The sequence below is a fragment of the Streptomyces lanatus genome, from assembly GCF_014655715.1.
In the GTDB taxonomy this organism is placed as follows: Bacteria; Actinomycetota; Actinomycetes; order Streptomycetales; family Streptomycetaceae; genus Streptomyces; species Streptomyces lanatus.
This window is the reverse complement of the sequence record NZ_BNBM01000023.1, coordinates 87,482-114,392: the sequence shown is the minus strand read 5'-3', so window position 1 is coordinate 114,392 and position 26,911 is coordinate 87,482. Positions and strand designations below refer to the sequence as shown.

Annotated in this window: 22 protein-coding genes and 2 pseudogenes; 7 read left to right on the top strand and 17 right to left on the bottom strand. The window is 67.0% G+C overall.

Translation table 11 applies throughout. The features are described 5' to 3' along the window. Positions 1-114 precede the first annotated feature (114 nt). From IE325_RS40740 to IE325_RS40735, 3 genes and pseudogenes are all read left to right on the top strand, one after another. Positions 115-2,172 carry an alpha-L-fucosidase gene (locus IE325_RS40740; RefSeq protein ID WP_190075230.1) on the top strand — a complete coding sequence of 686 codons (2,058 nt, stop codon included), beginning with the start codon at positions 115-117 and terminating at the stop codon, positions 2,170-2,172. Between the two features lie 101 nt (positions 2,173-2,273). Continuing rightward, a pseudogene (locus IE325_RS47250) lies at positions 2,274-2,467 on the top strand (ISL3 family transposase); the annotation flags it as partial. A gap of 103 nt (positions 2,468-2,570) precedes the next feature. Further along, positions 2,571-2,894, top strand: coding sequence for a hypothetical protein (locus tag IE325_RS40735; RefSeq protein ID WP_190075229.1), 324 nt, complete (start codon positions 2,571-2,573; stop codon positions 2,892-2,894). A gap of 74 nt (positions 2,895-2,968) precedes the next feature. Here the strand turns inward: IE325_RS40735 and IE325_RS40730 are convergent, their stop codons facing one another. Then, on the bottom strand, positions 2,969-3,724 hold the full coding sequence (locus IE325_RS40730; RefSeq protein ID WP_190075228.1) for a class I SAM-dependent methyltransferase: 756 nt from the start codon (positions 3,722-3,724) through the stop codon (positions 2,969-2,971). A 344-nt stretch (positions 3,725-4,068) separates the two neighbouring features. Between IE325_RS40730 and IE325_RS40725 the strand changes: the two are divergent. From IE325_RS40725 to IE325_RS40715, 3 genes and pseudogenes are all read left to right on the top strand, one after another. After that, positions 4,069-4,575, top strand: a pseudogene (locus tag IE325_RS40725) (lysylphosphatidylglycerol synthase domain-containing protein); the annotation flags it as partial. 147 nt (positions 4,576-4,722) lie between these two features. Continuing rightward, positions 4,723-6,939, top strand: coding sequence for a WD40/YVTN/BNR-like repeat-containing protein (locus tag IE325_RS40720; protein WP_190075227.1), 2,217 nt, complete (start codon positions 4,723-4,725; stop codon positions 6,937-6,939). Positions 6,940-7,082: 143 nt separating this feature from the next. Continuing rightward, on the top strand, positions 7,083-7,952 hold the full coding sequence (locus IE325_RS40715) for an SDR family oxidoreductase (protein ID WP_190075226.1): 870 nt from the start codon (positions 7,083-7,085) through the stop codon (positions 7,950-7,952). Between the two features lie 183 nt (positions 7,953-8,135). Here the strand turns inward: IE325_RS40715 and IE325_RS47310 are convergent, their stop codons facing one another. The 12 genes from IE325_RS47310 to IE325_RS40655 form a co-directional block, all read right to left on the bottom strand. After that, complete coding sequence (locus tag IE325_RS47310) at positions 8,136-8,396, bottom strand: hypothetical protein (protein WP_491590979.1); 261 nt, start codon at positions 8,394-8,396, stop codon at positions 8,136-8,138. A gap of 58 nt (positions 8,397-8,454) precedes the next feature. Next, a protein-coding gene (locus IE325_RS40705) for an IS5 family transposase (protein ID WP_229912408.1) occupies positions 8,455-9,272 on the bottom strand; the annotation gives its coding sequence in 2 pieces (ribosomal slippage) (positions 8,455-8,921 and positions 8,921-9,272; 819 coding nt in all). 74 nt (positions 9,273-9,346) lie between these two features. Beyond that, a protein-coding gene (locus IE325_RS40700; protein WP_190075224.1) for an IS5 family transposase occupies positions 9,347-10,164 on the bottom strand; the annotation gives its coding sequence in 2 pieces (ribosomal slippage) (positions 9,347-9,822 and positions 9,822-10,164; 819 coding nt in all). Positions 10,165-10,312: 148 nt separating this feature from the next. After that, on the bottom strand, positions 10,313-11,449 hold the full coding sequence (locus IE325_RS40695; RefSeq protein WP_190075223.1) for an amidohydrolase family protein: 1,137 nt from the start codon (positions 11,447-11,449) through the stop codon (positions 10,313-10,315). Between the two features lie 65 nt (positions 11,450-11,514). Next, the gene (locus tag IE325_RS40690) at positions 11,515-11,676 is read right to left on the bottom strand and encodes a hypothetical protein (protein ID WP_190075222.1); all 162 of its coding nucleotides are present in this window, start codon (positions 11,674-11,676) and stop codon (positions 11,515-11,517) included. 303 nt (positions 11,677-11,979) lie between these two features. Continuing rightward, positions 11,980-12,360 (bottom strand): transposase family protein, encoded by a 381-nt coding sequence (locus IE325_RS40685; RefSeq protein WP_190075221.1) that lies wholly within the window; start codon positions 12,358-12,360, stop codon positions 11,980-11,982. 217 nt (positions 12,361-12,577) lie between these two features. Further along, entirely contained in the window at positions 12,578-15,643 is a 3,066-nt protein-coding gene (locus IE325_RS40680) for a tetratricopeptide repeat protein (RefSeq protein WP_190075220.1), read from the bottom strand. Positions 15,644-15,704: 61 nt separating this feature from the next. Beyond that, a complete protein-coding gene (locus IE325_RS40675; RefSeq protein ID WP_190075219.1) occupies positions 15,705-17,291 on the bottom strand; it encodes a hypothetical protein in 1,587 nt (528 codons plus the stop codon). Then, on the bottom strand, positions 17,264-17,674 hold the full coding sequence (locus IE325_RS46755) for a caspase family protein (RefSeq protein ID WP_190075218.1): 411 nt from the start codon (positions 17,672-17,674) through the stop codon (positions 17,264-17,266). Before IE325_RS46755 ends, IE325_RS40675 begins: the two co-directional genes overlap by 28 nt. Positions 17,675-18,510: 836 nt before the next feature. Then, entirely contained in the window at positions 18,511-19,545 is a 1,035-nt protein-coding gene (locus tag IE325_RS40665; protein WP_190075217.1) for an SDR family oxidoreductase, read from the bottom strand. 10 nt (positions 19,546-19,555) lie between these two features. After that, entirely contained in the window at positions 19,556-20,275 is a 720-nt protein-coding gene (locus IE325_RS40660) for a DUF998 domain-containing protein (RefSeq protein ID WP_190075216.1), read from the bottom strand. Then, positions 20,272-21,321: an aldo/keto reductase gene (locus IE325_RS40655; RefSeq protein WP_190075215.1), complete on the bottom strand. Its 1,050-nt coding sequence runs from the start codon at positions 21,319-21,321 to the stop codon at positions 20,272-20,274. The genes IE325_RS40660 and IE325_RS40655 overlap by 4 nt, the downstream gene beginning before the upstream one ends. A gap of 75 nt (positions 21,322-21,396) precedes the next feature. Here IE325_RS40655 and IE325_RS40650 point away from each other — a divergent pair, with 75 nt between their 5' ends. Beyond that, the gene (locus IE325_RS40650; RefSeq protein WP_190075214.1) at positions 21,397-21,933 is read left to right on the top strand and encodes a TetR/AcrR family transcriptional regulator; all 537 of its coding nucleotides are present in this window, start codon (positions 21,397-21,399) and stop codon (positions 21,931-21,933) included. A gap of 58 nt (positions 21,934-21,991) precedes the next feature. On the opposite strand, the gene IE325_RS40645 is transcribed toward IE325_RS40650, so the two are convergent. From IE325_RS40645 to IE325_RS40630, 4 genes are all read right to left on the bottom strand, one after another. After that, positions 21,992-24,316 (bottom strand): tyrosine-type recombinase/integrase, encoded by a 2,325-nt coding sequence (locus tag IE325_RS40645; protein ID WP_190075213.1) that lies wholly within the window; start codon positions 24,314-24,316, stop codon positions 21,992-21,994. After that, positions 24,313-25,371 (bottom strand): tyrosine-type recombinase/integrase, encoded by a 1,059-nt coding sequence (locus IE325_RS40640; RefSeq protein ID WP_190075212.1) that lies wholly within the window; start codon positions 25,369-25,371, stop codon positions 24,313-24,315. The genes IE325_RS40645 and IE325_RS40640 overlap by 4 nt, the downstream gene beginning before the upstream one ends. Positions 25,372-25,573: 202 nt before the next feature. After that, the gene (locus IE325_RS40635) at positions 25,574-26,209 is read right to left on the bottom strand and encodes a hypothetical protein (RefSeq protein WP_190075211.1); all 636 of its coding nucleotides are present in this window, start codon (positions 26,207-26,209) and stop codon (positions 25,574-25,576) included. A 293-nt stretch (positions 26,210-26,502) separates the two neighbouring features. Next, positions 26,503-26,904: a cupin domain-containing protein gene (locus IE325_RS40630; RefSeq protein ID WP_229912407.1), complete on the bottom strand. Its 402-nt coding sequence runs from the start codon at positions 26,902-26,904 to the stop codon at positions 26,503-26,505. Positions 26,905-26,911: the final 7 nt, after the last annotated feature.

Sequence of the window (26,911 nt, the reverse complement as noted above, 5' to 3'; positions counted from 1 at the left end):
TCATCTATAAATTCATCGGATGTCTCCTGGAAGTTGAAGCGGAAGACGGCCGCCGCGCCGGTGTTCCGCTCCCCGCTCCCCGCATCTCCCTCCCCCGACACATGGAGCCGCACCATGTCCTCCGCCTCCCTCAGCAGACGTTCTCTGATGAAGGCCGCCGCCCTTGCCGGAGGAGTGGCGGCCTTCGGACTGCCGCAGGCCCTGTGGCCCTCCACCGCCGAGGCGTACACCGTCCCCTCGAAGATGGACTGGTGGTACCAGGCCAGGTTCGGGATGTTCATCCACTTCGGGTCCTACTCGCATCTCGCCAGGGGCGAGTGGGCGATGGACCAGCAGCGGTGGAGCAAGGCGAGCTACCAGACCCAGGTCAGCCAGAAGTTCAACCCGAGCCAGTTCAACGCCGCCGCCGTCGCCGAACTGGCCAAGAACGCCGGCATGAAGTACCTCGTGATCACCGCCAAGCACCACGAGGGCTACGCGATGTGGAACTCCGACGTGGCGAGCTTCACCGACACCACCGGCAGCAAGCTGTACAACCTGCACGACTACAGCGGCTTCCAGACCGACCTGCTCGGGGACCTCAAGAGGGAGTGCGAGAGTCGCGGGATCAAGTTCTGTCTGTACTACTCGATCCTCGACTGGAACCATCCTTCACAGGTCGACCGCTACCAGGGCGGTTTCACCACGATGTCCTCGCAGGCCGCCCGCACCGCCTACATCGCCGACATGAAGGCGCAGCTCCAGGAACTGCTGGACCGCTACGACCCGGCGCTGCTGTGGTTCGACGGCGACTGGTCCGGCGAGCCCTCCAGCCCCACCCTGGAGGACTGGTGGCTGAAATCGGACGGCGTCGACCTCTATAACTGGCTGATCGCCCGCAAGCCCGGCCTCATCGTCAACGAACGGGTCAAGCGGGACCTCGGTCTCGGCGACTACGCGGTCGCGGAGTTCGGGGTACCCGCCCAGCCGATGAACCGGCAGTGGGAGAAGTGCGCCACCATGAACGGCTCCTGGGGCTACAACGCGGGCTTGGAGACCCGCTACAGGTCCTTGAAGGACATCGTCCAAGAACTCGTCACGGTGGTCTCCCGGGACGGCAACTACCTGTTGAACATCGGCCCTACGGGCGAGGGCTTGGTCACCGCCGGAACTGAGACCGTCCTGAACGGCCTGGCCTCATGGATGTCGACGTACGGCGACAGCATTTACGGCACCAGCGGCAGCCCGTTCGCCACCGAACCGACGTGGGGGAAGGTCACCAAGAAGAGCGGCAGGCTCTTCGCCCATATCTTCACCTGGCCGACGAACGGCCAGCTGCGGATCCCGGCGCTCGACAACACGATCCGCCGCGTCTATCTGCTGAACAACCCCTCGGCCTCGCTCTCGTACACCGTCAGCGGCGGCACCATCGATGTCACCGTGCCGGCCACCGCGCCGGACGCCAACGTCTCCGTGGTGTGTGTCGAGGTCCAGGGCATGCCCATCAGGGTTTCCGCAGCGGTGTTCCAGAACGTCAACTACCAAGGCAGCGGCGCCGTTCTGCCGCTGGGCAGCTACACCTCCTCCCAGCTGTCCGCCGCCGGACTGGGGCCCGCCATGGCCTCCTCCCTCCTGGTGCCCGACGGCTACCAGGTGACGGGCTACTCCGGCGACAACTTCACCGGCACCGCCTGGACGTTCACCTCCAACACCCCCGACCTCCTGGCGACCGGCAACAATGACGCGATCAGATCACTGAAGGTGACGTTCAGGCCCGACAAGTACTACCGCCTGACCAATGTCACGAGCCGCTTGGCGCTGGACAGCGGCGGCAATGTCGCCAGTGGCTCGAACCTGAAGCAGTGGCAGCCGATAGACCACACCAATCTCCAGTGGCAGGCGATCGAACTCGGAAACGGCTACTACAGGCTCGTCAACCGCACCAACGGCATGGTCGCCGACGGCTGGGGCTCCACCACCAACGGTGACGCGGCCCGGCAGAAGGCCTGGGACGGCAGCGAAACGCAGCAGTGGCAGATCACCCACCGCGGCCAGGACCAGTACTCGATCGCCAACCGCAGCACGGGACTGGTCCTCGACAGCGGCGGAAGGGTCGCCTCAGGGGCCGTGACCAAGCAGTGGACATGGCAGCAGAGCACCAACCTGCTGTGGACGTTCAGCCCTGTCGCCTGACCGGCGCCACCCCGGTGACCCACCTTCCCACCCGGTCGGGGCTGCGGCACACGACCGGGTGGTAAGCGTTGCAGGACGGCAAGCCGGTGCCCTCGGAACGCGCTGGGCCCCTGCCCGGCCTCACCAACTTCGCGCTCCACCTGCTCAGGGACCTCAATGCCGTGACAGCCGGCCTCACCCTGGAATGGAGCTCTGGCGGCACCGAAGGCGCCGTCAACCGCATCAAAAGATCAAAAGGCAGCTCTACGGGCGAGCCGGATTCGAACTACTCCGCAAGATGATCCTGCTCCAGTGACGCTCCGCGACCGTTCCCCAATATCTGTGCCAGAACCGAATTCTGACGTCACCATCGGGGTTGCGGTGTCAAGCTGGATGTGCTGAGTAAAGGAGCACCCCCGATGCTGCCTGGCCAGTCGAAGGTCGAGTTGTACGCCGCGCTGCGGCGCGACTCCCGCGATGGCATGTCGAACCGGGCGTTGCAGTGCAGGTACGGCGTCACCTGGAGCACGGTCGACAAGGCCCTGACCTCGGCTTGGCCGCAGCCACGCACGACAACCGCTTCGGCGCGGCCGTCGAAGCTGGTTCCGTTCACGCCGCTGATCGACGAGATCCTGCTCATTGATCTGGATGCGACCAGGAAACAGCGCCACACCGTCGCCCCGGATCTACCGCCGTCTGATCGACGAGCACTCCTCGTCCGAGGCGTTGCGTTGACCACTTGAACCCGCACCGATGAGAGGGCGCAAGCGTCCTGCGGGCAACCGCGTGGTCCGGCCGGGGACTGAGAGTCCGGTGTTTATACTTTGCTCGCGACCACCATGTAGTTCTCGGCCTCGAGATCGAACGTGCTCAGTTCCGTCCGGAGTCCGACCCGGTGCAGCTCGACTTCGAGTTCCTCGTACCGGTAGGGCCAGCAGGACAGCAGTTCCGAGCGGACGAGAACCAACCCGGTCGCATCGACTTGCGCGATCGCAATCTCGATGTGGTGCTCCTCCTCCCAATGCGGCGCAATCTCCCAGCGGTAGACCACGACGGCATCGCGACCGTTCCGGCGGACGAGTCGGTCACTGATCTCCAGCCGGGAACCTCTGGCCCTCACGAGTTCCCAAGTGCGGGATGTGAGTACCAGGCGCCCGCCGGGGCGCAGAAGCCGTGACATCGACTCCAGAGCAGCACCCCTGCCTGTCGCGCCCGTGGCATGGTGAAGCGAGTTGCCGACGCAGAACACCATGTCGAACGTGTTGTCCTGGAAATGGTCGGGCAACTCTTCCCAGTTCGCCCGTACGGCCCGGACGGATGCCCCGAACTCCTCGGACAGCTCTGCGGTCCGACGGACCATCGCTTCGCTGGCGTCAGTTGCGACAACCTGCATGCCACGACCGGCGAGGCCAACCGCCAACTGTCCGGTTCCGCATGAACAGTCGAGGACGTGAGCGTTCGACGGCAGCAGATCGAGGACGTCGTCGAACGACGCAGCGAACTCGGCTGGAGACAACTTTGCATCCGAGATGAGCCATTCGTACACCTCGGCAAGCACGTCATAACCTGTCACAACCACTATCTCCGTCAGGCGGCGGACTCAGGGTAGGGCGTCAGTCCATCAGCGGAGCAAGCCGGGCACCAATGGTTTTCGCAAGGATGGCTCTGGCGGTGTTTGTGGGTTGTCAGTTGTCCGTCTGAGTGGATTGGCTATGGCGACGCGTTTGGGACCACTGAGGCGTCTCGAATCGGCCCCAATCTGTGAAGACCGCCGCCTGCGAAGACGGCTTGAAAACAGTCCTGCTTGGCCCTCCGAGCCGGTCACGGGCGGGGCCGATGAAGGTCGCCTCGGAGCGGGCTTCACATTTCGGGGCCTGCTGAAATCGCCTCGGTGGGGACGGAGGGAGTCGCCCTAGCCAGCTGGTTGAACTCGTCCCGGACAAGCGGACGTTGCACCTGGTCGCCGGAGGCGTGGGGATCGGTCTGGCAGTGGCCGCCCTGCTTCTGACGTTCGTACGTCCGCTGCGTCGCCCGATCCTGAACTTCCTACGCACCGCCCTGACCGACGCACGGATCCTGCACACCCGGCCCAGCCGCATCCTCGCGCTCTGGGGCGGAGCCGCCGCCACCCCGCTGCTCCAGGCAAGCGTGAACGCCTCGGTCGGCTTCGCGCTGGGCTTGCCGCTGACCTGGGCGCAGAAGACCTTCGCGTTCCTCGTCGCCAGCACCGCGGTCGGAGCCGTACCGGCACCGGGCGGCATCGGCCCCATCGACGCGGCCCTGGTGTTCGCCATGGTCCTCCTGGGCGCCGCGCTGAGCCTGGCCACGACAACGATCATCGGCTACCGGGTCCTGACGAGCTGGGTGCCTCTGCTGCCGGGCACGCTCGTGCTTTCACTCCTCGTCCAGCGCAAGGTGCTGTGAGCCGGGCCACACCTCAGTCCCTAAGACGCCCTCTTCTGCTCAACTCCCTTCTCTCGTAACGTCGTTGCCGCTGCTTGAAGTGGCCATGACGTCGGGATGGGATGTATGGGTGGGATGGGCTCAATGCGCAGAGGCGGGACGGGCTCAATGGGCAGAGGTCTGCTTTCGCTGGTTCTCGCCACGGTCACCGGTGCCGCGTTGCTCGTCGCACCGGCCGCCGCGGCGCCGCCTCCACCGGGCGATGTCTACCGGCCCGTCCGTGGGCCGTCCGCCCCGGCCGAGTACCGCTATATGCAGAAGACCCTGCCGGGAGAGTCGATCCCACGGCACGCACACGACCTCGCCGCCGCGCAGGCGCGCGAACTGCCCACCGTGGGCGGGCGCTGGAAGGGCGTCGGACCCACCAACATCGGCGGGCGGATCGTGTCCCTCGCGCTCGATCCCAAGCGGGCCGACACGCTGTACGCGGCGGCTGCCAGCGGCGGGCTCTGGCGCAGCACCGACGCCGGTCAGACGTTCCACTCGGTGTGGCCCGACAGCTGGACGCAGGCCATGGGCGCGGTCGCCACCGCGCCGGACGGCACGTTGTACGTCGGCACCGGCGAGCCCAATCCGGGCGGCGGCAGCATCACGTACGAGGGAACCGGCATGTACCGCAGCACCGACGGCGGCCGGAACTGGACGCCGATCGGCCTGCGTGACTCCGGGGCGATCAGCGCCATCACCATCGATCCCGCCAACCCGCGCCGTATCTATGCCGCCGCGGCCGGATCGCTCTACAACGGCGGTGGCGACCGGGGCGTGTACCGCTCGGAGGACGGTGGCGCCACTTGGGAGCGGATCCTCGCCGGCGCCAACGAGTTCACCGGCGCCACCGAGATCGTCGTCGACGGCGACCGGCTCTACGCCGTGATGTGGGACAAGCGCCGCCGCCCCGATTTGCGGACGTACGGCGGTGTCGGCTCGGGTGTCTTCCGCTCCGCCGACGGCGGTGAGACCTGGCAGCGGCTCGGTGGCGGGCTGCCCGCGCAGGGCACCGGCGTAGGGCGGATCGGACTCGCCGTCGCGGGCGACCGGCTCTATGCGATCGTCAACAAGGCCGACGGCTACTTCGAGGGCTTCTACGCCTCCTCCGACGGCGGCGACAACTGGACCCGTACGCCCGACAACCAGGCCCTCACCGACTCGCAGTCCAGCTTTGGCTGGTGGTTCGGCAAGGTGTGGATCGACCCCCGGGACACCGAGCACGTGCATGTGGCCGGGGTCGCACTGCTGACCACGAAGGACGGCGGCGACACCTGGAGCGCCGACGACACGAGCATGCACGTCGACCATCACGCCATGGTGTGGGACCCACGCCGCCCAGGCCGCGTCTACCTCGGCAACGACGGCGGCGTCTACCGCTCCGACGCGCGCGGCGACGGCGGCTGGGTCAAGTCCCGCCACCAGCCGTACACCCAGCTCTACAGCGCGGCGATCAGTCCGCAGGACGTCACCAGGATCTCGGGCGGCGCTCAGGACAACGGCTCGCTGCGCTCCTGGGGCGGTGACGGCTTCAACGAGTACCTCGGCGGCGACGGCGAGGAGAACCTCATCAACCCCACCGACGTGAACAACGTTTTCGCCTGCTACCAGTACGGCAACTGCTTCTCCTCCACCGACGGGGGAGACACGCTCACGTACTTCGCCGACCGGACGACGTTCCAGCGCCGCAACTGGTTCACACCGATGGAGTTCGACCCGCGTAACTCTAAGGTCCTCTACTACGGCTCCGAGGTCGTCAACCGCTCCACGGACGGCGGCGAGACCTGGCGGGCCATCAGCCCCGACCTGTCCGGCGGCCCGGGCACCGACCCCGTCTACCCCAACTACGGCACCATCACCTCGATCGCCCCGGCGTCCGACGGCCGCACCGTGTACGCGGGCACGGACGACGGCCGGGTCTGGGTGACCAGGGACCTCGGGGCCACGTGGACGAAGCTGGCGGAAGGGCGGCCCTGGGTGACCCGGGTCGTGGTCGACCCGAAGAACCCGAACCGGGTGTGGACCACGCACTCCGGCTACCGCTCCGGCTCCCCGCTCCCTCATGTGTACGGCAGCACCGACGGCGGCCGGCACTGGCGGAACCTGTCGGGCAACCTCCCGGACGCGCCCGTCAACGATCTGGTCGTAGCGCGGGGCGGCATCCTCTACATCGCCACCGACCAGGGCGTGTTCACCAGCGCCACGCGCGGCGGCCGGTGGCTCCGCCTCGGCCGAGGCATGCCGCAGGTGCCGGTCGACGACATCGAGTACGACGCGGGGCAGCACCGCATGGTGGCGGCGACGTTCGGCAGGGGCTTCTACGAGCTGACGACGCCCTGAGCTGCGGATGCTGGGGATAGTCAGGCAGACACGTCGAGCGCGGCGATGCCGGATTCGGCGCCGTGGCCCTGACACAGCGCCCGTGGCGCACATGTGAGACTCGGTCGGACTGCAAACGCACCCGACCGAAGGTGACGCCAACCATGACCGACTTTCCTGAATCAACGCTGGTGGTCACCGGAGCAACGGGACGCCTGGGTGGGCGTGTGGCCCGCCGGCTGGCCGAGCGCGGCATCGCGCAGCGGCTGCTGGTGCGTAACCCCGAGCGGGCTCCCGAGCTGCCCGGTGCCACGGCGGTCGGCGGCAGTTACCACGACCATGACACCGTAGTCCGCGGTCTGAGCGGGGCGAAGACCGTGTTCATGGTGTCCGCTTCCGAGAGCGCCGACCGGCTCGACCAGCACAAGGCCTTCGTGGACGCCGCGGCAGAGGCGGGCGTCGGGCACCTGGTCTACGTGTCCTTCTTCGGCGCCGCGCCCGACGCCGTGTTCACGCTGGCCCGCGATCACTTCCACACCGAGGAGCACATCCGGGCCAGCGGGATGGCGTACACCTTCCTGCGCGACAATCTGTACGCCGGGTTCGTCCCCGACCTGACCGGTGAGGACGGTGTCATCCGCGGTCCGGCCGGGCAGGGACGTGCGGCCTTCGTATCCCACGACGACATCGCCGAAGCCGCCGCCACGGTCCTCGCCCGGCCGGCCGGGCACGCCGGTGCCGTCTACGACCTGACCGGTCCCGAGTCCCTGACGCTGGACGAGGCGGCGGCGATCGTGTCAGAGGTGCTCGGCCGCACCATCACCTACCACCCCGAGACGGTCGAGGAGGCATACGCCTCCCGCGTCTCCTACGGTGCCCCGCAGTGGCAGCTCGATGCCTGGGTGTCCACCTACACGGCCATCGCCGCCGGCCAGCTCGACGGGGTCAGCGACGCGGTCCCCCGCCTCACCGGCCACCCCGCCACCCCCCTCGCCGACGTCATACGCGCCGCCCGCAGAGGGGCAGGCAGGTGATCAGTACTCCAGCTCGGGGCGCAGGCTGTAGGCCCGCAATTGGAATGTCCCGTTCCGTCGTGACGACCTGCGTGTTCTCGCGTTGTCTCATTCGGTTGGCCCAGCATTCTGTCTCACGATCTTGTCCTTTTCGCTGCCCTGCCCACCCGGGGCATACATCGGCCGACCGCCACGAAGGATCGGTCAGTCTCCGAAAGGAATGTCGCCGTTGGTGGCGAGGTGGTGGATATTGCTGTGGGCCTGTACCCAGTCGGTGATGTAGCGCAGGGCCTTCTCTGCGGCAGAGTCGTCCTCCCCGCAGCCCTCCGGGTCACGGACACCGTCGGGATAGCAACTGGCCATGTGTCCATAGATCAAACCGTCCGCGCCAGAGCGGCGGGAGTCGAGATAGGCATCTACCTGCCGTGCGGCCCCTGTGGGGCCCCTGAGCCGCTGATGGTCCAACCGAAGACGCTGGCGAATTCGCCGCGATCGCGTGCCTGGGCCCCGAGACTAACTGGTCCTAACAAAGCCTCTGGACGTGTCGGTGGGTGATCAGGCAAACGGCGAGTCCGAGGAAGGCTTCATGGATGTCGTCGCGTCGTTCCCACCGGATGCGAAGGCGTCGGAAGCCGTGCAGCCAGGAGATCGTGCGCTCGACGACCCAGCGGAAGGTGCCCAGGCCGGTGCCATGCGGCTGGCCACGTTCTGCGATCACCGGTCGGATCCCGCGCTGCCGCAGAAGCCGGCGGTACTTGTCGTGGTCGTAGCCGCGGTCCGCGAAGAGCATGTCGGGCCGCCGCCGTGGTCGGCCGACGAGTCCCGCGACTGCCGGGATCTTGTCCAACAGGGGCAGGAGTTGGGTGACGTCGTTGCGGTTCCCGCCGGTCAGCGACACCGCGAGCGGGATGCCCTGCCCGTCGGTGATGACGTGGTGCTTGCTGCCCGGACGCGCGCGGTCGACCGGACTGGGTCCGCTTTTGGGCCCCTGCGTGCGGCCCGGACGTGGGAGGAGTCGATCACCGCCCGCGACCAGTCCAGCTGGTTCTTCGACCGCAGCTTGTTCAGCAGCATCTGGTGCAGCTGGTCCCAGACGCCGGCCTCGTTCCAGGCCGCCAGCCGGCGCCAGCAGGTCATACCCGAGCCAAAGCCGAGCTCCTGGGGCAGGTACTCCCACTGGATGCCGGTGTGCAGGACGAACAGGATCCCGCACAGGGCCTGCCGGTCGGGCACCCGCGGCCGTCCCTCCACCTGCTTCGATGGCGGCTCGGGCAACAACGGCTCGATGAGCGACCACAGTTCGTCCGACACTATCCACGGCCGCGACTGACGCTTCCCCATGCTCACATCAACGAACGATCAAGCCGACAGTCACATGATCAAACCGCTTTTGTTAGAGCCAGTAAGACCGTGTCCTATGTGGTCAGGCGGACGAGGCGCTTGTAGCAGCACAGGGCGGCGGCGAGGTCGAGAAAGGCCAGGTGGTTGCGGGGATGGCGTTCGTATCGAGGGCTGAGTCGGCGGTAGCCGGATAGCCAGGACATGGTCCGCTCGATGACCCAGCGGCGTCGCCCTAATCGTTCGCTGGACTCGATCCCTTTGCGCGCGATGCGTACTCCGATGCGCTTCCATCGAAGCCATCTACGCAGGTCGGGGCGGTCGCAGGCTGTGTCCGCGTGCAGGCGCTGAGGCTTGAAGTAGCGGCCGCGATGGGGGTCGTGTTTCGTTTGGTGCCCCTCGACCATGGGCTTCAGCTCTTCGCTGTCGTGGGTGTTGCCGGCTGAGACGCCGACGAGGAGAGGCAGTCCGTTCGCGTCCGACAGGATGTGCATCTTGGAACCCGGCTTGCCCCGGTCCACGGGGCTCGGACCTGTGTGTTCGCCCCCCTTTTAGCCCTGACGTGCGCCGTGTCGAGGACGACACGGGTGACGTCGATGAGGCCGGCGTCATCGAGTCGGTACAGCACGGCCTCGTGCAGGCGGCCCCAGACACCGGCTCTCGACCAGATCAGGAAGCGGCGGTGAGCAGTCGACTTCGATATCCCGAAGCAGGGCGGAAGCTGGCGCCATGCGCAGCCGCTGACCAGGACGTAGACGATGGCAGCGAACAGCGTCTCATCAGGCGTGTCCTGCGTTCCGCCGCCCTGTGGCCGCATCCTTGACGGAGGGATCAACGGCTTGGCGATCTCCCACAACCCGTCCGGCACGATCCAGCTCCACGTTGCCCGCCCCATGCCGGGTCAACGTCCGCCTCACCACATAGGACACGGTCTTAGAAGAGCCCGTATAAGACCGCGTTATGGGGCAGCCGCGCATCGCATACTTCGGCCGTACTCTCGCCTTACAGCAAAGCATTCTTTCACTCCCGCCGACGCTGGCGTATCACTTAACGGGCACTTTCATTCTGAACAGTTTCTCTGCATTTCGGAATGCAATCTTTTCCTTGTCTTCGCGTGGCAAATCGACTCCGCGGAACCAGTCGGTCTGCTCCTTTATGTCCGCGAACGGGTAGTCGGTTGCGAACATCACTCGATCCACGCTTATGTACTTCAGCAGGAGATCGAGCAGTTCGGTCTGGGGGAATGCGCTGGTTGTGACCCAGAAGTTGTCCTGGAAGTATTGCCCGATGGGCTTCTCGAGCGAGTCTTTGGTCGGCTCGCCCATGTCATTGACGATCCGCTCGTAGTAGAAGGGAAGACCTTCGCCCATGTGGCCGATGATGATTTTCAGTTTGGGGAATCTGTCGAAAACCCCGTACGCGATCATCCGAATGCATTGGGTCAGCACCTCCTGGTGCCAGCCATATCCAGACCCACTGAAAATGTAGTCTTGGTACTCTTCCGTGTATTTAGACCGTGTGGTGCTGTAGTAGATCTTGAAGACCTCGTCAGCTGGATAGCCGGGATGCAGGTAGATCGGCACATCGAGAGCAACAGCACGTGCCAGCACAGGCTCGAAATCGGGATGATCGAGATACTTCTTCGCGATGTGTCCGTTGGTCAGTGCGCCCAAGAAGCCATCTTCCCGAACCGAGCGTTCCAGTTCGTCCGCCGCCGCCTCCGGGCTCTGCAAGGGCAAGGTGGCGAAAGCCTTGAAGCGGCCCGGATATTTGGCGATTGGCCCGTCTACAAGTTGCCGGTTAAGACGATAGGCAAGGTCGATGCCCCTCTGCCCAGGGACATTTTGTACGGAGGGTGTATGAGCAGAGAGGATTTGAACATTGAGTCCCCCCGCATCCATATCGCCGATGCGGCGTTGGCCTAGATCCGAAAGACCAATTTCCTCAAGGAACGCTATGTGATCCTGATTGATGGAGTTCAGCTTCAACAACGTGGGAGTCGAAAAGGTCTCCTCCGTGCCGATGAAGGGCAGGTCCTGGTCCCGCCGTGAAATGTCCGAAGTCTTGTCCGAAGTCTCGTTCTCGCTCACTTCCGAGACAATGGCGTGCGTGGACAAGCCGGCACCAATGCCAAGCGCCGTGCTGGCGGTGAGAAAGCCGCGGCGTCCCATGGGCTTCATGTCAGTCCCTCTCTTCAGGCGTTTGTGTGGTGAGGTATCCGTACGGCATCCGTCTGCGAGATGCTTCAGGGGGTCTTCGCGTCCTGCTCGCGCACCGCGACAGCGCTCAGGTCGAGGAACCGCTCGCCGGTGCGCAGCGGCTGTGGTGGAGCTGACGACCGCCCGCGTGCGCGCTGCGCGGGCCGGTCGCGGCGGGCCCGCACTGTTGTCGGCGTGTGACCCCGCATGCGGCGACAGGGAACGCCGTCGCCAGCGCCCTGGTGGCCGCCTCGAACCGCAACCGGCCGGGCTGCGCTTTCCCCGATGGTGCTGCGTCGACTGCCATCACTAGCCTTCTACATACGGGTTGCATCGCTTATCCGCATGCCTATTTCCTACCGAGCGAACCTGAGACGAACGTTAAAGAGCTGCTCACGCGCTCTGCTGAATGATCAGTTGTGGGGGCTTCTCGAGCCGTTGCTTCCGCCGTGGCCCGATGAAGGCGCCCGGTCCGCGGCCGGTGCCGGATCGGCAGTGAGCTTTTTCCAACCTCAGGTTGAGGCGTGACGAAGGGCGGGGATGGTCTTCACGATGGCGGTGACTCGGTTGGTGCTACAGCGGAGTTTCCGCGGGAGGCGCCAGCCCTTCAGGGCGGCCATGGTTTGCTCGCCGAGGCAACGGATTCCGGCGTGGGTGCTGTTGCACCGACGTTGCTGCAGCTTGAGACGCCGGCCGCGGACGGGCGCCCGGGTGGTGCCGCCGGCGCCTTGATATGCCTTGTCCGCCCAGCGCTTTACCTCCGCGCGGCAGGGGGCGTAGCCACCGGCAGCCCCCATGCCGTGGCGAGCGCCCGGAATGGTGGGTGAGGCCGCCAGCAGCCGACCTGCCGCGTCGGCGATGACCTGCCACGCCGAGCCGGGCTCGTCGGACATGGCGGCGCCGACACGGCTGAGAGCTACCGCGGAGCTGCGCACCGACCGGTGACCGGTCGGTGCGGGCTCGGTCTACCGGTTCGCGGCTTCGCGAGAGGCGATCCGGTTCGTGCGACCGACCACGCGGTCCACGGTGTTGCGCACCGCGAGACCCGGCCGGGTGCGGGGCACCATGAGCCTGGAGAGCAGACCGACGCGTCGCTGCCGCGGGCCTACCTCACGGCGGAGGGGTGTCGAGGGCGAGGTCGTAGTCCGGGTCGGCGATGACGACCGGCGGGTTGGCTGGCCCGGGGGTTGGGTGGGCGGGAATCAGGTCGCGGCCGGTCGACAGGTAGGCGATCTCATGGACATCGATGATCAGACGGGTGTCGTCGAGGGGCAGGATCTCGAAGGGCAGTGTGTACAGCTGGGCGTCGGGAGCGACGAACAACCGCGTGCGGCCGTCGATCCGCAACGGGTCCACCAGGGCCTTGCGCAGTGCGACGGCCGCCTCGCCGGACGCCCGCGCGACATCGTCCGCAGCGGCCTTGTCCACGTCGATGTCGCGCGCCCGGTCGCCGCGGCTGACGTGGCGGCGCAGCAGGGCGATGTTCGCGTCGATGCTGTCGGCCCTGCCCAGGTCGATCAGGCGGACGTCGTCGTCACGATCGGGGGTGACGACGAAGGCGTAGTACCGGTCGGGTCCCCACGGAGACTCGCCCTGCGCCGGGATGGCCGACTCGTTGAGCGCCGGAACGCACAGGAACTCGACGAGCGCCGACCCTGCGGGCAGCCGTGACCGGACTGCCTCCAGGGTGACCCGCTGCAGCACCTCGCCCAGCCATCCTTCGCCAGGGAAGAGGATCCGCAGCTCGGACTCGAGGCGGTCGCGGTTTCCCATGAGAGCCCCCGCCCTGCCGGCGTAGTCGGAAAGCCGCTCCAGCCACTCCTCCCGGCTCAGCTCACCCTGCTCGGGCCACCCCTCCATGAGGTGCCGGTACACATCTTGATGAGCGCTCTCGATTTTCGGATACATCCCGTACCGCAGGCTCCGCGCGAATGTGGCGAGTACGTCCCCGAGTAAGTCCTCGATGTCCTCGGGGATCTCGCCGTTCTCGATGCTCTGCGCCACCTCGGCGAACTTGCTGTGCGCGTCACCGCCGTCATGATCCCTGCTGTGGATCTCCTCGCGCCTGCGTACGAAGTCGGCCTCGGCCACGATTCCCTTGCGCCGCCAGACGACCTCCAACAGCTGCGCCACCATGGCGGGTGACTGGAACTGGGGCCGGCCGAGGATGTTGAGCAGCGCGACCGGCTGATCGACGGCGAGGGAGGCGATGCCCACCACGGTGGACTTCCCCAGGATGAGACCATCCTGATACCGCTCGGCCGTCAGAACGACATCGATCGCCTCGCGTTCGCGTCCCATCGCGACGAGAGCTGAACCGAGATCCCGCAGCAGCTCAATGTACGGCGGCTTGCGTTCCGCATCGGTGTCCCGGCCCAGCAGTTCGACCGCGCGTCGTAACAGTTCCTCCGCGCCCTCCCAGTGGCCCTTCGCGAGCTGAACCGCTCCGCGCATGCCGACGGTGACAGCGATGGCCGGAGCATCACCGCCCACCGCCCTCTCCATCAACCGGAGGCTGGTCTGCAGAAGTTCGTCGGCCTCGTCGAAGCGTTGCTGCGCCATGCGGCACTTCGCCAGTCCGGCGCAGGCGTTCGCGTAGTGCTCGTTGTCGCGGCCGGCCTTCCGCTCGATGAGGTCCATCGCCCGGCGCAGCGTGCTCTCCGCATCGTCGTACTGGCCCTCGGAGGAGTCGACTGCGGCCTTGCCGATGAGCAGCATCGCGTGGTCGACGGAGTCCTCGAGGCCGGCCGAGCGATGGAGCTCGATCGCCTCCTCCATATTGCGGCGGGCGGAACGGCTGTCCCCGACGTCGAGATGGAGCACGGCGAGGTTGTGCGTGGTGACCGCGAGCTCCGCGCCCGACTGGTGGCCCATGACGTATCGGTAGCTGAGCATCGCCTCCCCGAATTCTCCGGAGAGCTTCTGGGAGAGCGCTAGCTTGGCCACCGTGTCAATGGCGGTGGGGTGGTCGAAGCCCAGCTTCGATTGATCGATCGCGAGGGCCTCGCGGTACCGGGCGGCGCTGTCGGAATGTCGACCCAACTGGTGGTACAGGTAGCCGAGTTGCTTAAGGCGCGATCCGTACTCCGGCGAGTCGGCGCCCTTCAGGCGGCGGGCGATCTCGACGATCTCCGTCACCTGGGCTTCGGCCGCACTGAGCTTTCCCATGTCGATGTAGACGTTGGTGAGACCGTCGGCCATGCCGATGTACCGCAGGTCGTCTGTGCCGAAGAGTCGGCGCCTGAGATCGACGGCCTCGCGATAGAACCCTTCGGCCTCGGCGTGCTTGTCGAGGTTTGCGCACACGAGGGCCAGGTTGCCAAGACACGTCGCGTACGACGGGTGGTCGGTTCCGACCGCCCAGGAGAAGGATTGCAGCGCCTGGCGGTGCATCTCTTCGGCGGCCTCCAGCTGGCCCTGAGCGTGTTTTGCCTGGGCAAGGTTGTCGAGAATGGTCGCGTAGACCTCGCTGGACACCCCGTCGAACAGCAGCGCCATCTGAAGAGCGGGGGCCAGCAGCGGTTCGGCTTGCTGCCAGTCGCCGGTCGCGGCGTAGGCCATGGCCAACTCGTTCAGGCTGCGGCCCGTCTCGGGATGGAAACCGCCGTGCCGGCCGATGACGAGTGCCAGCACGAGGTGGGCGATGTGGATCGACTGCCCGTGGTCGCCGTTGGACCGCAGCGCGTGGAAGCTGCCCCGGAGGCGGTTCACCTCCTTGTCGGCATCCGGCACCGCCTGGATCCACTGGTCGAGCAACTCGGTTTCCATCAGCGCGATTTGGGTCTCCATGCACTCGACATCCATATCGAGGCACTCGCGCAGGTGCTGGCGTCCGGCATCCAGGTCGCCGGCGGTGATCAGATATGTCCCGGCATAGCACAGCGCCTGGCACCGCTGAAGGCCATTGTCCGCTTCGGCGATGACCGACGCCGGCTCCCGTCGGCCCAGCGTGACGTCGAGGAGAGTGGACTCCCACGGGCCGACGGCGCTCTCGTGCAGGGTCTGCCCGATCGTGTCGTCGGGAGCCATCCCCATCCGGCGCATGCTGATGAGGAAGACCTGCACCATCCCCAGGCTGGGGCCGGTTTCCAGGATGCCCATCGCGATCTTGGCCGCGGTGGGGTAGTCGCGTCGCACGAACGCCCACAGACACTGCTCGAACGGTTCGTAGTCCACCTGATCTCCCGTCTGTCACTCACGGATTACCGCGCCCATGTCCGTCATGCCCGGGGGCCGATCACTGGACGTCATCAGGATCGTCAGGTCCGCCCGGGACCCGCGTGGTGACCTCGACGGTCTTGATGGCCCAGTCCAACGCGACAGGCGGCGCCGTCTCGAGATCGCGCTCCACCGCGAGCAGGCCGAGCCAGTCCAGGACCCCGGTGACGCCGCGCCGCCCGCCCCGGGCGGACGGCACATGCGTTTCCCGCAGCCGTGGCAAGGCGAACGGGGCCGAGCTGAACGGCTCCTCCGCAACCAGGAGCACCAGCCAGTCCGTGACACAGGCGCCCGGCTCGACCGGCTGGTCGGGGGGCAAGGACAGCGTGACGGCCGCACGGTTACCGGCCTCCGCCGTCCAGTGTCCCGCCACGTACTCCCCGGGGAACAGGTCCGCATGCATGCGGTACCGGTCGGTCAGGTCGAGCAGCACGCAGAACAGCTTCCGGTCTGTGGTGTTGCGCAGCCGGACAAACATTGACGGCGGCTCCCATCTCTCGCCGGTCCAGGTGTAGGCGAAGTTGAGGTCCTTCACCAGCGCGGGAGCGCCGTCGCGGGGCGGACGCTGCCGACCCGGCAACGCCGGGACAAACTCGAGCTGGATCGCCTCCTCAAGTGCGGGGGACGCGCTCTCCAGGTTGCGTACCTGCAGCCAGCGGGCGATGTGGTCCAGGTCGTGGACGGTCTGCTGGATGCCGCGGTCGTCGATGGGGAGCGGGGACGCCAGTGGCCTGTCGTCGAGACCGGCGACCTGAATCGTGCCGTCGCCTTGGCATACCCGCAGCCCGAGCCGGAGAGCGGACTCATCAGTGGTGGGGACGATGCGAATGTACGGCGACGGGCCGCCGCCGGGACCGGCGGCCTGGACTCTCTCGGCCAGGCGAAGGGCGATGTCGGGGTCCGCCTGGACCGACACCGCGACAGGAGGCAGCGGTACGTCGGTCAGGACCATGTCGTACTGCTGTTCCTCCTCGGGTGCCCACCCGACCGGTTCGACGACGCTGCGCTGGATGTACACGTCGGCAACGTGCACCTCTCTGAGCGGCGAGCTGCGGTGCACTCCGAACCGCGAGCCGGCAACGACGCCGTGCAGAGCCCCCGCGTCCACCTCCCACTGACCCCGCAGGTACCGCAGGGCGACCCGGGCAGCGCGCGGCCGCAGCGCCCCGCCGAAAACCTCCCGGTCGGCAAGATCACCGAGCGCCTCCAGGCCGGGAATCTGCCGCAGGAGCCGGCCCTCGACACGGCACCGGGCGTAACTGAACACCTGGCGGTAGGTGGCGTCATGGCCCAGCCGGGCCAGCGCATGGCCGAGCGCCTCGGTGAACACACCATGCCAACCGTCCGGGAAATGCCGCTCGTTGGCCACCTCCCACTCCTCGCACGCGGACAACGCCACATGCCCGGGCAACTGCGCGCCGGGAACCGGACCGGATGACTCTGCAGCATCGGCAGCCAGCTCGGGCAGCAGGTCACGCAGTTCGGGCGCAGTCTCCAACCCAGGTGCGAACCGCGGGGTCAGGCCGGGCGGCAGACCCTCACGCATCGCGCTGCGGGAATGACATGCATCCATGATCGTCACCAGGGTGGCGCCGGTGCCGACCACCTCGTGCGCCAGGACGGCCAGCTCCTTGTCGTACAGGTCCGGACACCGGCGCGGCTGTCGTGACACACCACCGTCTGGCACATGCCAGCGCTTTCGGCGTACCAGATCTCCTTAGGCAACGGCCCCGTCGAGCCGTGGCCGCTGTACCAGAACAGCGCGATGTCGTCGGCGCCCAGACCACCGAGATGACTGCGGAACGCCTCGATAATGTCGGCCCGGGTGGCCTGCTCGTCGCAGCGCTTCTCGATGACCAGGTCCGCCGGCGCGATCCGGTCGCGCAACAGCCGCTCGGCCAGTCCGACGTCATTCACACAGCCACGCAGGTTCAGGTGCGGCAGCCGGTACGTGTCGATACCGACCAGCAGGGCGTGGACCTTGGGCATCGATGAAACTCCTGTCCGTGGCGGTCTCGCAGTCATGGACCGACGTGCGCGAACGGCAGCCCACCCGGTGGACCGCCCGTCGATATGGGCTCCCAGCTGGCGAACGGAATGATGCAGCCCCGCAGTGGTCGGTATGCAGCACGCTGCCGGATGCCACTCGATGTGCTGCCACTCATTGCACGAGCCACCACCACGATCCGTTCCCGACCACTCAGGGCGCACAGACGCACATCTACGGCGCACACCGTCACGATCTGAGCGCCGCTACCAACGGCTTCGAGAACAGGCCAAACACAACGCTTTGGCGCGCCATCTGATGTCCCACGGACCGCACCACACGTACGTCACGTCAATTCTGTGGAATCAGGGTCTGTCAAGCAGTTCGGCATGCGGTGCGGGGCCGCGCTACGGTCGGAAGCCGGCCTGCCGGGGCGGCGCCGACGGGATGGTCGAGGGTGCACCACAGGCAGCTCAGAGCGTGAGTCGCTGATCACATGCGCTGCCATCACTCTGATGACCAGGCGCATCGCCCGCCGGACCTGCCGTGGTGCGGGCCCGCAGACTTTCCGAGAGCACGAACGGAACTGATCATCATGGCCCTGCCGACGGGCAGGGCCACCTCCCCTTGGCCGCGACGACGCCGTCACCTGGACGACGGACGGCGGCTCCGGAACGTGTCGACTGCCATGACGGCCCGGAGTCTCTCGTCCCGGCTCACCCAGCGGGCAAACGGGCGGCCCCGGACCGCACGTCCGCGCGGGTCCGGGGCCAGTGACACCTGTCGCGCCGCGTCACCGGTTCGATGCCTCGGTCCGCAGGGTCGCCGCGTCGGTCGGCTACGAGGCGGTCTTTGTCCCGATGCCGTGGGCGAGGAGGCTCTCGGCGGTGTCCTCGATGGTGTCTTCGATGGGGCGCGCTCGCCATCCGAGGAGCTGCTCCGCCTTGGTGCTTGTGGCGTCGAGGTCCCGGCCGAGCTGGTATTTGAGCAGTCGCAGTTCCGGGTTCACGATGCCCAGTGTGCGTGCGGCCCAGACGGGCAGTTCGCGGGTCGGGGCCTTCGCGGCGCGCTCACCGAGGCGGTCATGCAGGATGCGTGCGATGTCGATGACGCGCAGGCTGTGCCCGGCGATTGCCAGGAAGCGTTCGCCGGTGGCTGCCGGATCGGTCATCGCACGCAGGTGCAGATCCGCGACATCGCGCACGTCGACGAAGCCCATCCCGAAGGGAGGGCACGCAGGAACCTGTCCTTCGAGCATTCGGCGGACCAGACGCAGGGATGGCGGGTCGTCCAGGCCGAGCAGGGGTCCAAGGACCCCCACGGGATGAACCGCCGCCAGTTCCAGGCCACCGCCTTCGTCCTGGACGAACTGCCAGGCGGCGCGTTCGGCGAGTGTCTTGGACCGCTGGTAGGGCGGGATGTCGCTGTCGACGTCTGTCCAGTCCTCCTCGGTGAATGGGGTCGAGCGCGGGGGGTGCCCGATTCCGATGGCGCCGAAGGCGCTGGTCAGGACGACCCGGCGCACACCGGCGTCGCGGGCTGCGCGCAGCACTCGCAGGACGCCCTCGCGTGCCGGGACCACCAGGTCGTCGTCGTTCGCCGGCGTATGGCGCAGGGTCGGCGAGGCGACGTGCAGGACGAAGTCGCAGTCGGCGACGGCAGCGTCCCAGCCCTTGGGCTGTTCGAGGTCGGCGCGTACGACCGTGAGACGGTCGTCGTCGAACGGTGTGGCCGCGTGCAGCCAGGACCGCAGCGCCGGCTCGCGTTGCAGGTCGCGGACCGTGGTGCGGACGGTGTGCCCGGCATCCAGCAGGGCCTGGATGCACCAGCTCCCCACGAAGCCAGTTCCTCCGGTGACCAGTACTCGTGTCATCTGTCTCTCCTCAGCTCTCGGCTCGTGCGGTAAGGGGTGCCAGCGAGTGCGCCGCACGGTGGCGCTGGGCGGCGGCCACGCTGCTTCCGAGGAGGGCGTGGCCGATCATGATCGGGTAGATCACGGCGCGTTCGAACAGGCCGATGTTCCACATCCAGCCGCTGAACACGTCGGTCATGAAGAGGGGGAACGCGATCAGTCCGGCGGTGCCGAGAGTGATGCTCGCGAGCGACCGGCCCCGGGTGAGACCGATGCGTGCGCCGCCGGTTCCGACGGCGATCGCCATGATGTTGCCGGCGAGCATGACGCCCTGTGCGCCGAAGGTGTGGAACGCGATCAGGCCGTTGTCGACGTTGGCGTTGGAGCCCTGGAAGAGGCCGACGAGCGAGACCCCGGCGCCGGCGAGGACGGCGAGGCTGATGATGATGATCGGGCGGGCGCCCTTGCGCGGGTCGAACACGAGGAACGCACCGACGATCAGGAGGGTGCCGTAGATGACCCAGCCGGTGTCCATGACGGCGCCGAGGGGGGAGTTGGCGACTTGTCCGAACGCGGTCTGCGGCGGGCCGGTCAGGCCGAGGTGGCTGACCCAGTTGTACAGGGGCGAGTACGGAGGGTCCTGCCATGCGGCGGCGGTGATGAACTCGGCGGCCCAGGACACGAGCGGGCCGAGAAGGATGAGGAGGGCTCCGGCGCGGGCAGCGGCGCCGGAGCGGACGATGGGGTTCATGCGAGAGCCATGCCGGGGACTCGCTGGCGGATTGCCTCCATCTCGGCTTCGTCCGAGACGCCCTGCCAGTCGTAGCGGGGGGTGTACGGGGCCTCCAGGACGCGCACGTCGTCGCCGGTGAGCTCGGTGTCGAGGGAGGCCACGGCCTCGTCGATCTGCCGGACCGAGCCGGCGCCGACCAGCGGCGCGGTGACGACCGGCTGGCGTCGCAGCCAGGCAAGCGCGACCTGCGCGCGGCTGACGCCGTGAGTATCCGCGACCTGCCCGACGGCGTCGATGATCGCGTGGTTGGACGCCTCCTCGGCCGGCGAGTAGAGCAGGTCCGCGTAGGCGCCGTCCGTCTCGGAGCGCACCGTCGAGCGGGCGTCGTCCCACGCGCGGGTGAGGCGGCCGCGGGCTAGCGGCGACCAGATGATGGTGCCGACGCCCTCGTCCAGGCACAGCGGGATCATCTCGCGCTCCTCCTCACGGGCGAGGAGGTTGTAGTGGTCCTGCATCGACACGAACCGCGCCCAGCCGTTTTCCTTCTGCAGGCGCAGCGCTTTCGCGAACTCCCACGCGTGCATGGACGACGCGCCGAGGTAGCGGACCTTGCCGGCCTTCACGAGGTCGTTGAGTGCTTCGAGGGTCTCCTCCCAGGGGGTGGAGTGGTCGTTGCGGTGGATCTGGTAAAGGTCGATGTAGTCGGTGCCCAGGCGGCGCAGCGAATGGTCGACCTCGGTCATGATCGCCTTGCGTGACAGGCCGCGACCGTTGGGTCCCAGCCGCATCGGGTGGCGCAGCTTCGTGGCGATCACCACTTCGTCGCGGTCGGCGAAGTCCTTGAGCGCCCGGCCGAGGATCTCCTCGCTGGAACCGTTGGAGTACATGTTCGCGGTGTCGAAGAAGTTGATTCCCGCTTCCAGCGCGTGCTTGATGAGCGGGCGCGCGTCCTGTTCGCCCTTCGACCAGACGGGGTGCCCGCGGTCGGGCTCGCCGTAGGTCATCGCACCGATCGCGATCGGGGATACGTCGAGGCCGGTCATGCCGAGCTTGATGTAATGCATGACGCTCCTTAGAGTATGTGGAGAACTCTCCATTTAACGTAATGGAGAACTCTCCACTTAGCAAGGTGAGGTCCTGTGGTCCGCTCAGACGCCCGTGAGAACAGGGCGCGCATCCTCGCCGCCGCACGCGAAGCCCTCGCGGCGGACGGCAGCACGTCGATGAACCAGATCGCTCAGCGCGCGGGAGTCGGGGCGGGCACCCTGTACCGCAACTTCCCCACGCGCGAGTCGCTGGTCCTGGCCGTCTACCAGGACGAGGTGGCACGCATCACCGGCACCGTGCCTGACCTGCTGGCCCGGATGCCTCCACTGGAAGCGCTCCGCCACTGGACGACCGACCTCGTCGAGGCCATGCGCAGAAAACATGGCCTCGGCGACGCTCTCGGCCCGGGCGCGCACCAGGCGATCAGCGAGCAGAGCTACGGGCCGGTCATCGCCGCGATCACAGAACTACTCGACGCCGGCAAGAAGGACGGAAGTATCCGCCCGGACGCCGACCCAGGCGACTTCCTCCAACTCACTGGCGCACTGTGGCGCGCCGTGTCCAGCCCCGAGGACCGGGCGCCCCACATGCTCGCGCTCATCCTCGACGGACTCCGCGCGCACCGGTAAACGACATGCACGCGACATGGCCCGTCAGATGAACGACTCTTCTGCGGAATCAGATTTGTCAAGCTTGCGTTGCTTTGCCCTGTCGGACGCCGACGATCGGTAGGAGTTGAGCTGTGCTGGGTGCCGTGATCTGCCGGGGTGTTGGCCCGGCCGGAGTCGGGGTATCGGCGAGCCTGCCGAGGAGTTCGTCGATCGCGGTCTGACCGTCGGTGAGAGCGGCTTGTTCGTCCTCGGTGAGCGGGATCGAGACGGCCATCCTCTGCAAGTTGCCTTTGGCTTCAAGGAGTTGGGCTCTTGTGGAGTCTTTTGGGGAGTAGAAGTCGCAGCGGGCGCAGGCCATACGGTGCTGGCACTGTTCGAAGAAGGTGTAGGTGCAGTAGCCGTGTCCGAGGTCGTAGTGCTGCCAGGGCTCGCCGGCTGCGGCAGCGCCGGAGGTGACCGCGTCGCGGTCGACGAGGACCTCGATGGTGCGTACGTTGCGGGCGAAGTACCCGGCGTCCTCGTATGCCTTGGTCAGCGTGTTGGGGCTGATCTTCGCGTAGTGCTGGGTGGACTCCGGGGAGCGGTGTCCGAGCCAGGCCTGCGGCTCGAACACGGTCATGGGTTCTTTCGCGTTGTAGAGCTGGCTGGCGATGGTGGAGCGGGCACGGTGACTGGTGATGCTGCCGCGGACGTCGGCGGCCGGGATGCCAGCCTTGCGGCAGAGCATGGGGATGATGCTGCTGTTGATGTAGCCGCTGGAGACGGCGCGGGCGCGGTAGGCGAACAGGAAGTCGACCTGTTCTCCGGTGCGTTGGTCGGTTCGCTTCGGCTGCTGGGGGCGCAGTGCTTCCCAGGCGTTGATGGCCTGGCCGAGCAGCGGGTCGACCGGTTTGGTGAACGCCGTCCCGGTCTTGTGCGCGGGCACGTCCAGCAAGCAGACGGCGTCCCGCGCGAGGATGCGCTCGGAGTCCCCGGCGACGGGGCTGCCGTCGTGCTGCCAGCGGATACAGCCCAGGCGCAGCCGGGCGATCTCGTTGCTGCGCTGCCCGGCGAACAGCCAGGTCAGCGTGACGGCCCGGACGAGTTCCAGGGGGTAGATGGGCCCGGCTTTGCCGCGAGGAAGGTCGGCCGATTCCAGGTTGAGTCCGGCCCACAGCAGCTTGGCCCAGATGTCGTCGGCGATCACACGTGGATTCGGGCCGACCAGGGCGTTGATGGTGCGGGGCACGGAGAGCGCGCGGAGAGGATCGAAGCCGAGGCGCAGCCACTGCCAGTCCTGGATGTCGCGGAAGAAGACCCTTACGGTGCGGATGAGGCCGGCTTTAGAGGTGGCCTGGAGCGGCTGGCCGAGGCGTTCTTGGAAGCTGCTGGTGTGTACGACGTAGTCGCCGATCTTCATACGGTCGACGGCTGCGATCCAGGCCGCGCACGTCTGCCGCGTCCATACTGCAGGGTCAGCGGCTTCCGGTTGGTGCGCGGCGATCCACCGTCCGGTCTTCAGCAGCGCGGCCCGGTTGTGGAGGCGCGCGCGGTGGGTCATGGTCGCGGTGGCGTACCAGCGTTCCACCCATTGGGCCCAGACCCGGGGCACTCCGTCGTGGCTGACCACGTCAGAGCCGGAGTTCACGAGGGGCGGGTCGCAGAAGCCGAGGGCTGCCACGGCGCGTTGTACCGCGTACAACACCTTCGTGCTCTCGTCGGTCAGGAGATCCTCCCGCCGGACTCGGTCGAAGAACGCGGTGGTGAGGTCGCTGCTGTGGGGGCTGCGGTTGAGCAGGAAGAGCTGGCTCAGCACCGAGGGCACGTTCTTGTCGTGGTCCTGGCCGTACTGGTAGCCCCAGTCGGTCAGCACGGTACGGACCCGTCCGATCTCCGACTCGACGAGGCGGCGACCGAAGACGCGGCAGGCGAGCGACAGCCGGTCGAAGTGTCCGAGCCGGTGGAAACCGGTGAAGCGTTCCAGATGGTAGGCGTACCCGCACAATGTCGGGCGCACTGATCCCGCGGTCCAGTCGGGCACCTGCTCTTGAAACGCCCGGTGATGGTGGCCGAGGAACCTCAGCCATTCCTCGCTGTCCCAGTCCCAGTACGCACGTCCGACATCCGCGCACCGCAGCAGCACCACGGCGGCGGCGTCGTTCATGACCCGCCGTCCATACTCGGTGCGCCGCACGTCGAAACTGGCATTGATGTCGTGCAGAGGGCGTGTGAGACGGACGATGTCAGCCCACTGTGGGGCATCAGGGTCGTGATAGCGCTGTCGGCGCAGGTTGCGTTGGCCCAGCTCGCGAATGGCACGCTGCTCCGCTCCTGCCAGCGCAGGTGAGCGGTCGTAGCGGTGCAGGTCGATCGGAGAGCGCCAGCGTCCGGGGGAGTCCTCGGGCAGGGACGCAGCCGTCATCGCGAGCATCCTCCCGCCCCGGCCTGCGACGTGTCCGGGCCGGCGAGCATCTGGACCCGCCAGGCGTGAATGTGATCCATCCCGCTCTTCAGCTTCTCGGCGAGGTCACGGCCGGAGAGGTGGATGTACTGCAGGGTCGTGTCAATGTGCCGGTGCCCGGCGAAGGAGGCGATGGCATGCAACTCCCAGCCCATCCGCGCCAGATCGGTCAGGCACAGATGGCGGGTGGTGTGGGTGGAAAGCCGCTCGACACCGGCCGCCAGGGCGAGACGGCGTACCACCTTCGACCAGGTCCACAGACTCAGCGGCTGGCCATGGTTGCGCCGGGACTCCGACAGGAACAGTGGCCCCCGGGCCCGGCTGACCGTCGTGCGATGCGTGAGGTAGTTGGCCAGCAGCACGCCTGTCGGCGCGGAGTACGGCTCCACGCGTTCCAGCCGGTTCTTCGTCGTCTCCGCACGCACCCGCAGCGTCCGGTGCGCCGGATCCAGATCGTCGGTGCGCAGCGAGCACAGCTCCTCCCGGCGCAGCGCCGCATCGTAGGCGAGCGCCAGCATCACCCGGTTACGCACCGGTTCACGCCGTGCCACCTCCAGCAGATCCAGCCACTGCCGCTCGGTCGGGATCCAGGGCAGTTTGGAGAACCGAGGCACCAAACCTCGCTCCTGATAGCTCCCGCGTCGGCCAGGCGTGTACCGCCTGCGGCCCACAGGGTTCGACTCTCGCAGGCCTTCCTTGATGAGGAAGTCGTAGAACAGACGTACCGGCACCAGGCGTTGCTGGATCGTCGCGTTCGCCAGACCCGCCCCCGACTCGATCGAGACGACGTTCGCCCCGCGCCGGTGCGGCCGAGACGTCAGCTCGCGAACGAACACACCCACGTGCGCGCGGCCGGCAGACAGCGGATCGACCGCTTCTCGCTCACACAGCGCGAGGTATTCCGCGAGTCCCCGGGCGTAGGCGTCCAAAGTCCCTGGCGCGCGCCCGAGGTCTTCCCAGGCCTGCAGCCAGGTAGCTGCGTGATCGTTGCGTGCCAGCACCGGCCACTTGGCCATGAGTATCGATGTACTGCTCAAGCCGTTCCCCAGGATCGTGGATGAAGCCGGGCTACAGGATCACCCAGGCAGATTCCACATAACTTCTAGGAGATGCGGTCTGTGGGACGTCCCGCTTGCACAAACGGCAACCCGTCGCTTCCACGAACTCGGCACCAGCCTCCGCGGCTGCGGCTCGGGGCACAGACGCGAGAGTGAGGGACTAGCGCTGACGATCGCCTGCCCGCTGCTCTTCATCGTCCTGATCTGCCTCTTCCTTGGCTTCGTTGAGTACGCGAAGGAGAGTGTGCATGGCCAGAAGTGCGGGGAGGGTGAACTCTTCGCGGTAGGAATCGTATGAGGCGTGGTGAGCGGCGAGATGTCGGTTGAACGTGTCCTGCGTCGTCACGCCGTTCCTGGTGTCGGCGAAGACGTTCTTGATCGAGCGCAGGACGAGGTGCGCGCGCAGGTCGAAGATCCCCACGGAACGCTCCGGCAGCGGAATCGCGGTGTCCACCCTCCGCAACGTAGCGCCAGGCCCGGTGTGCCCCCGGAGGTCGCGGATCTGGGCGCGGAACTCCTGCCGATACCACTCGATGCGGTGATGCTCCATGGCGCTGTTGAGGACATTCCCGGCAAGGGAGAGCGCGCCTTCCCAAGCACCCTGACGGGCGCACTGAACAGGCACACGGGCCAGTCCGGTCAAGTCGTCCAGGTCTCCATGCGTGACGTTGCTCAGACCTTCGTCGAGCTGACGGAGCACCTCGGGCCGGTGGTCGAGAAGATAGGAGTATCGGCCGCTGCGATCCGGCTCCTGCAGCAGGGCACGTAGAAGCTCGGAGCTCGGTGCCCACATCATCCCAATGCCGTCTTCGGTGCAGATGTTGATCAGGTGCTCCCACTCCTGGTCGTCGAAATCCTGAAGGTTGGGCGGGAACAGCAGCCCCGCGAGTCTCTGCGCCTGAGAAGCTGTGCCAGAACCGGTGATCTGCGACGCGCTGTGACTGGCGCCTGGTGCAAGACTCGCTCTGACGCCTGCGGCTCATCGAAGAAGACAAGGCCCCCGTCTGATCACGTGACGGGGGACCGACGGCAAGTGTTTGTGAGTAGCGCCGAAACGGCCGTCTCCGTGACTACACCCACGTTAGAAGATCAAGACGGCGTGTGCAGGAAGGTTATTCCGTGCTTGCCGGCGAGTTCCGACACGGCCTGGGGGCCGCCGGCGTCCTGCAGGCTGCGGAAGCTCTCGACGAGGTCTTCGGCAAAGTGCTCGAACCCACCGGGAGACGAGATTTGAAGCAGTCGGGGTGCTACGTCCGAGGTCGGGCGGACGGCGTGCGGAATACCGCGGGGCAGCAGCATGAAGTCGCCCGGCTTGGCTGTGTAGACGCGGCCGTCGAACGTTGCCTCGATTTCACCTTCGAGCATGTAGAGGACTTCGTCGACGTTGTGGTGGATGTGGAGAGGCAGGTCGCCGCCGACGGTCACCTCCAGCACGGAGTAGCCGCCCCCGGTGTCCTCGCTCCCTGCCTTCAAGGCGAATTCGGGCGCCACCGGTACG

Bases quoted from the DNA above. Each gene is read 5' to 3' on its own strand.
- IE325_RS46755 (WP_190075218.1), bottom strand. From the start codon at position 17,674: ATGCCCAAGGTCCACGCCCTGCTGGTCGGTATCGACACGTACCGGCTG.
- IE325_RS40665 (WP_190075217.1), bottom strand. From the start codon at position 19,545: ATGACACGAGTACTGGTCACCGGAGGAACTGGCTTCGTGGGGAGCTGG.
- IE325_RS40740 (WP_190075230.1), top strand. From the start codon at position 115: ATGTCCTCCGCCTCCCTCAGCAGACGTTCTCTGATGAAGGCCGCCGCC.
- IE325_RS40685 (WP_190075221.1), bottom strand. From the start codon at position 12,360: ATGTCCGACGAGCCCGGCTCGGCGTGGCAGGTCATCGCCGACGCGGCA.
- IE325_RS40735 (WP_190075229.1), top strand. From the start codon at position 2,571: ATGCTGCCTGGCCAGTCGAAGGTCGAGTTGTACGCCGCGCTGCGGCGC.
- IE325_RS40690 (WP_190075222.1), bottom strand. From the start codon at position 11,676: ATGCGGGGTCACACGCCGACAACAGTGCGGGCCCGCCGCGACCGGCCC.
- IE325_RS40715 (WP_190075226.1), top strand. From the start codon at position 7,083: ATGACCGACTTTCCTGAATCAACGCTGGTGGTCACCGGAGCAACGGGA.
- IE325_RS40660 (WP_190075216.1), bottom strand. From the start codon at position 20,275: ATGAACCCCATCGTCCGCTCCGGCGCCGCTGCCCGCGCCGGAGCCCTC.
- IE325_RS40655 (WP_190075215.1), bottom strand. From the start codon at position 21,321: ATGCATTACATCAAGCTCGGCATGACCGGCCTCGACGTATCCCCGATC.
- IE325_RS40720 (WP_190075227.1), top strand. From the start codon at position 4,723: ATGGGCAGAGGTCTGCTTTCGCTGGTTCTCGCCACGGTCACCGGTGCC.
- IE325_RS40635 (WP_190075211.1), bottom strand. From the start codon at position 26,209: ATGATGTGGGCACCGAGCTCCGAGCTTCTACGTGCCCTGCTGCAGGAG.
- IE325_RS40640 (WP_190075212.1), bottom strand. From the start codon at position 25,371: ATGGCCAAGTGGCCGGTGCTGGCACGCAACGATCACGCAGCTACCTGG.
- IE325_RS40645 (WP_190075213.1), bottom strand. From the start codon at position 24,316: ATGACGGCTGCGTCCCTGCCCGAGGACTCCCCCGGACGCTGGCGCTCT.
- IE325_RS40695 (WP_190075223.1), bottom strand. From the start codon at position 11,449: ATGAAGCCCATGGGACGCCGCGGCTTTCTCACCGCCAGCACGGCGCTT.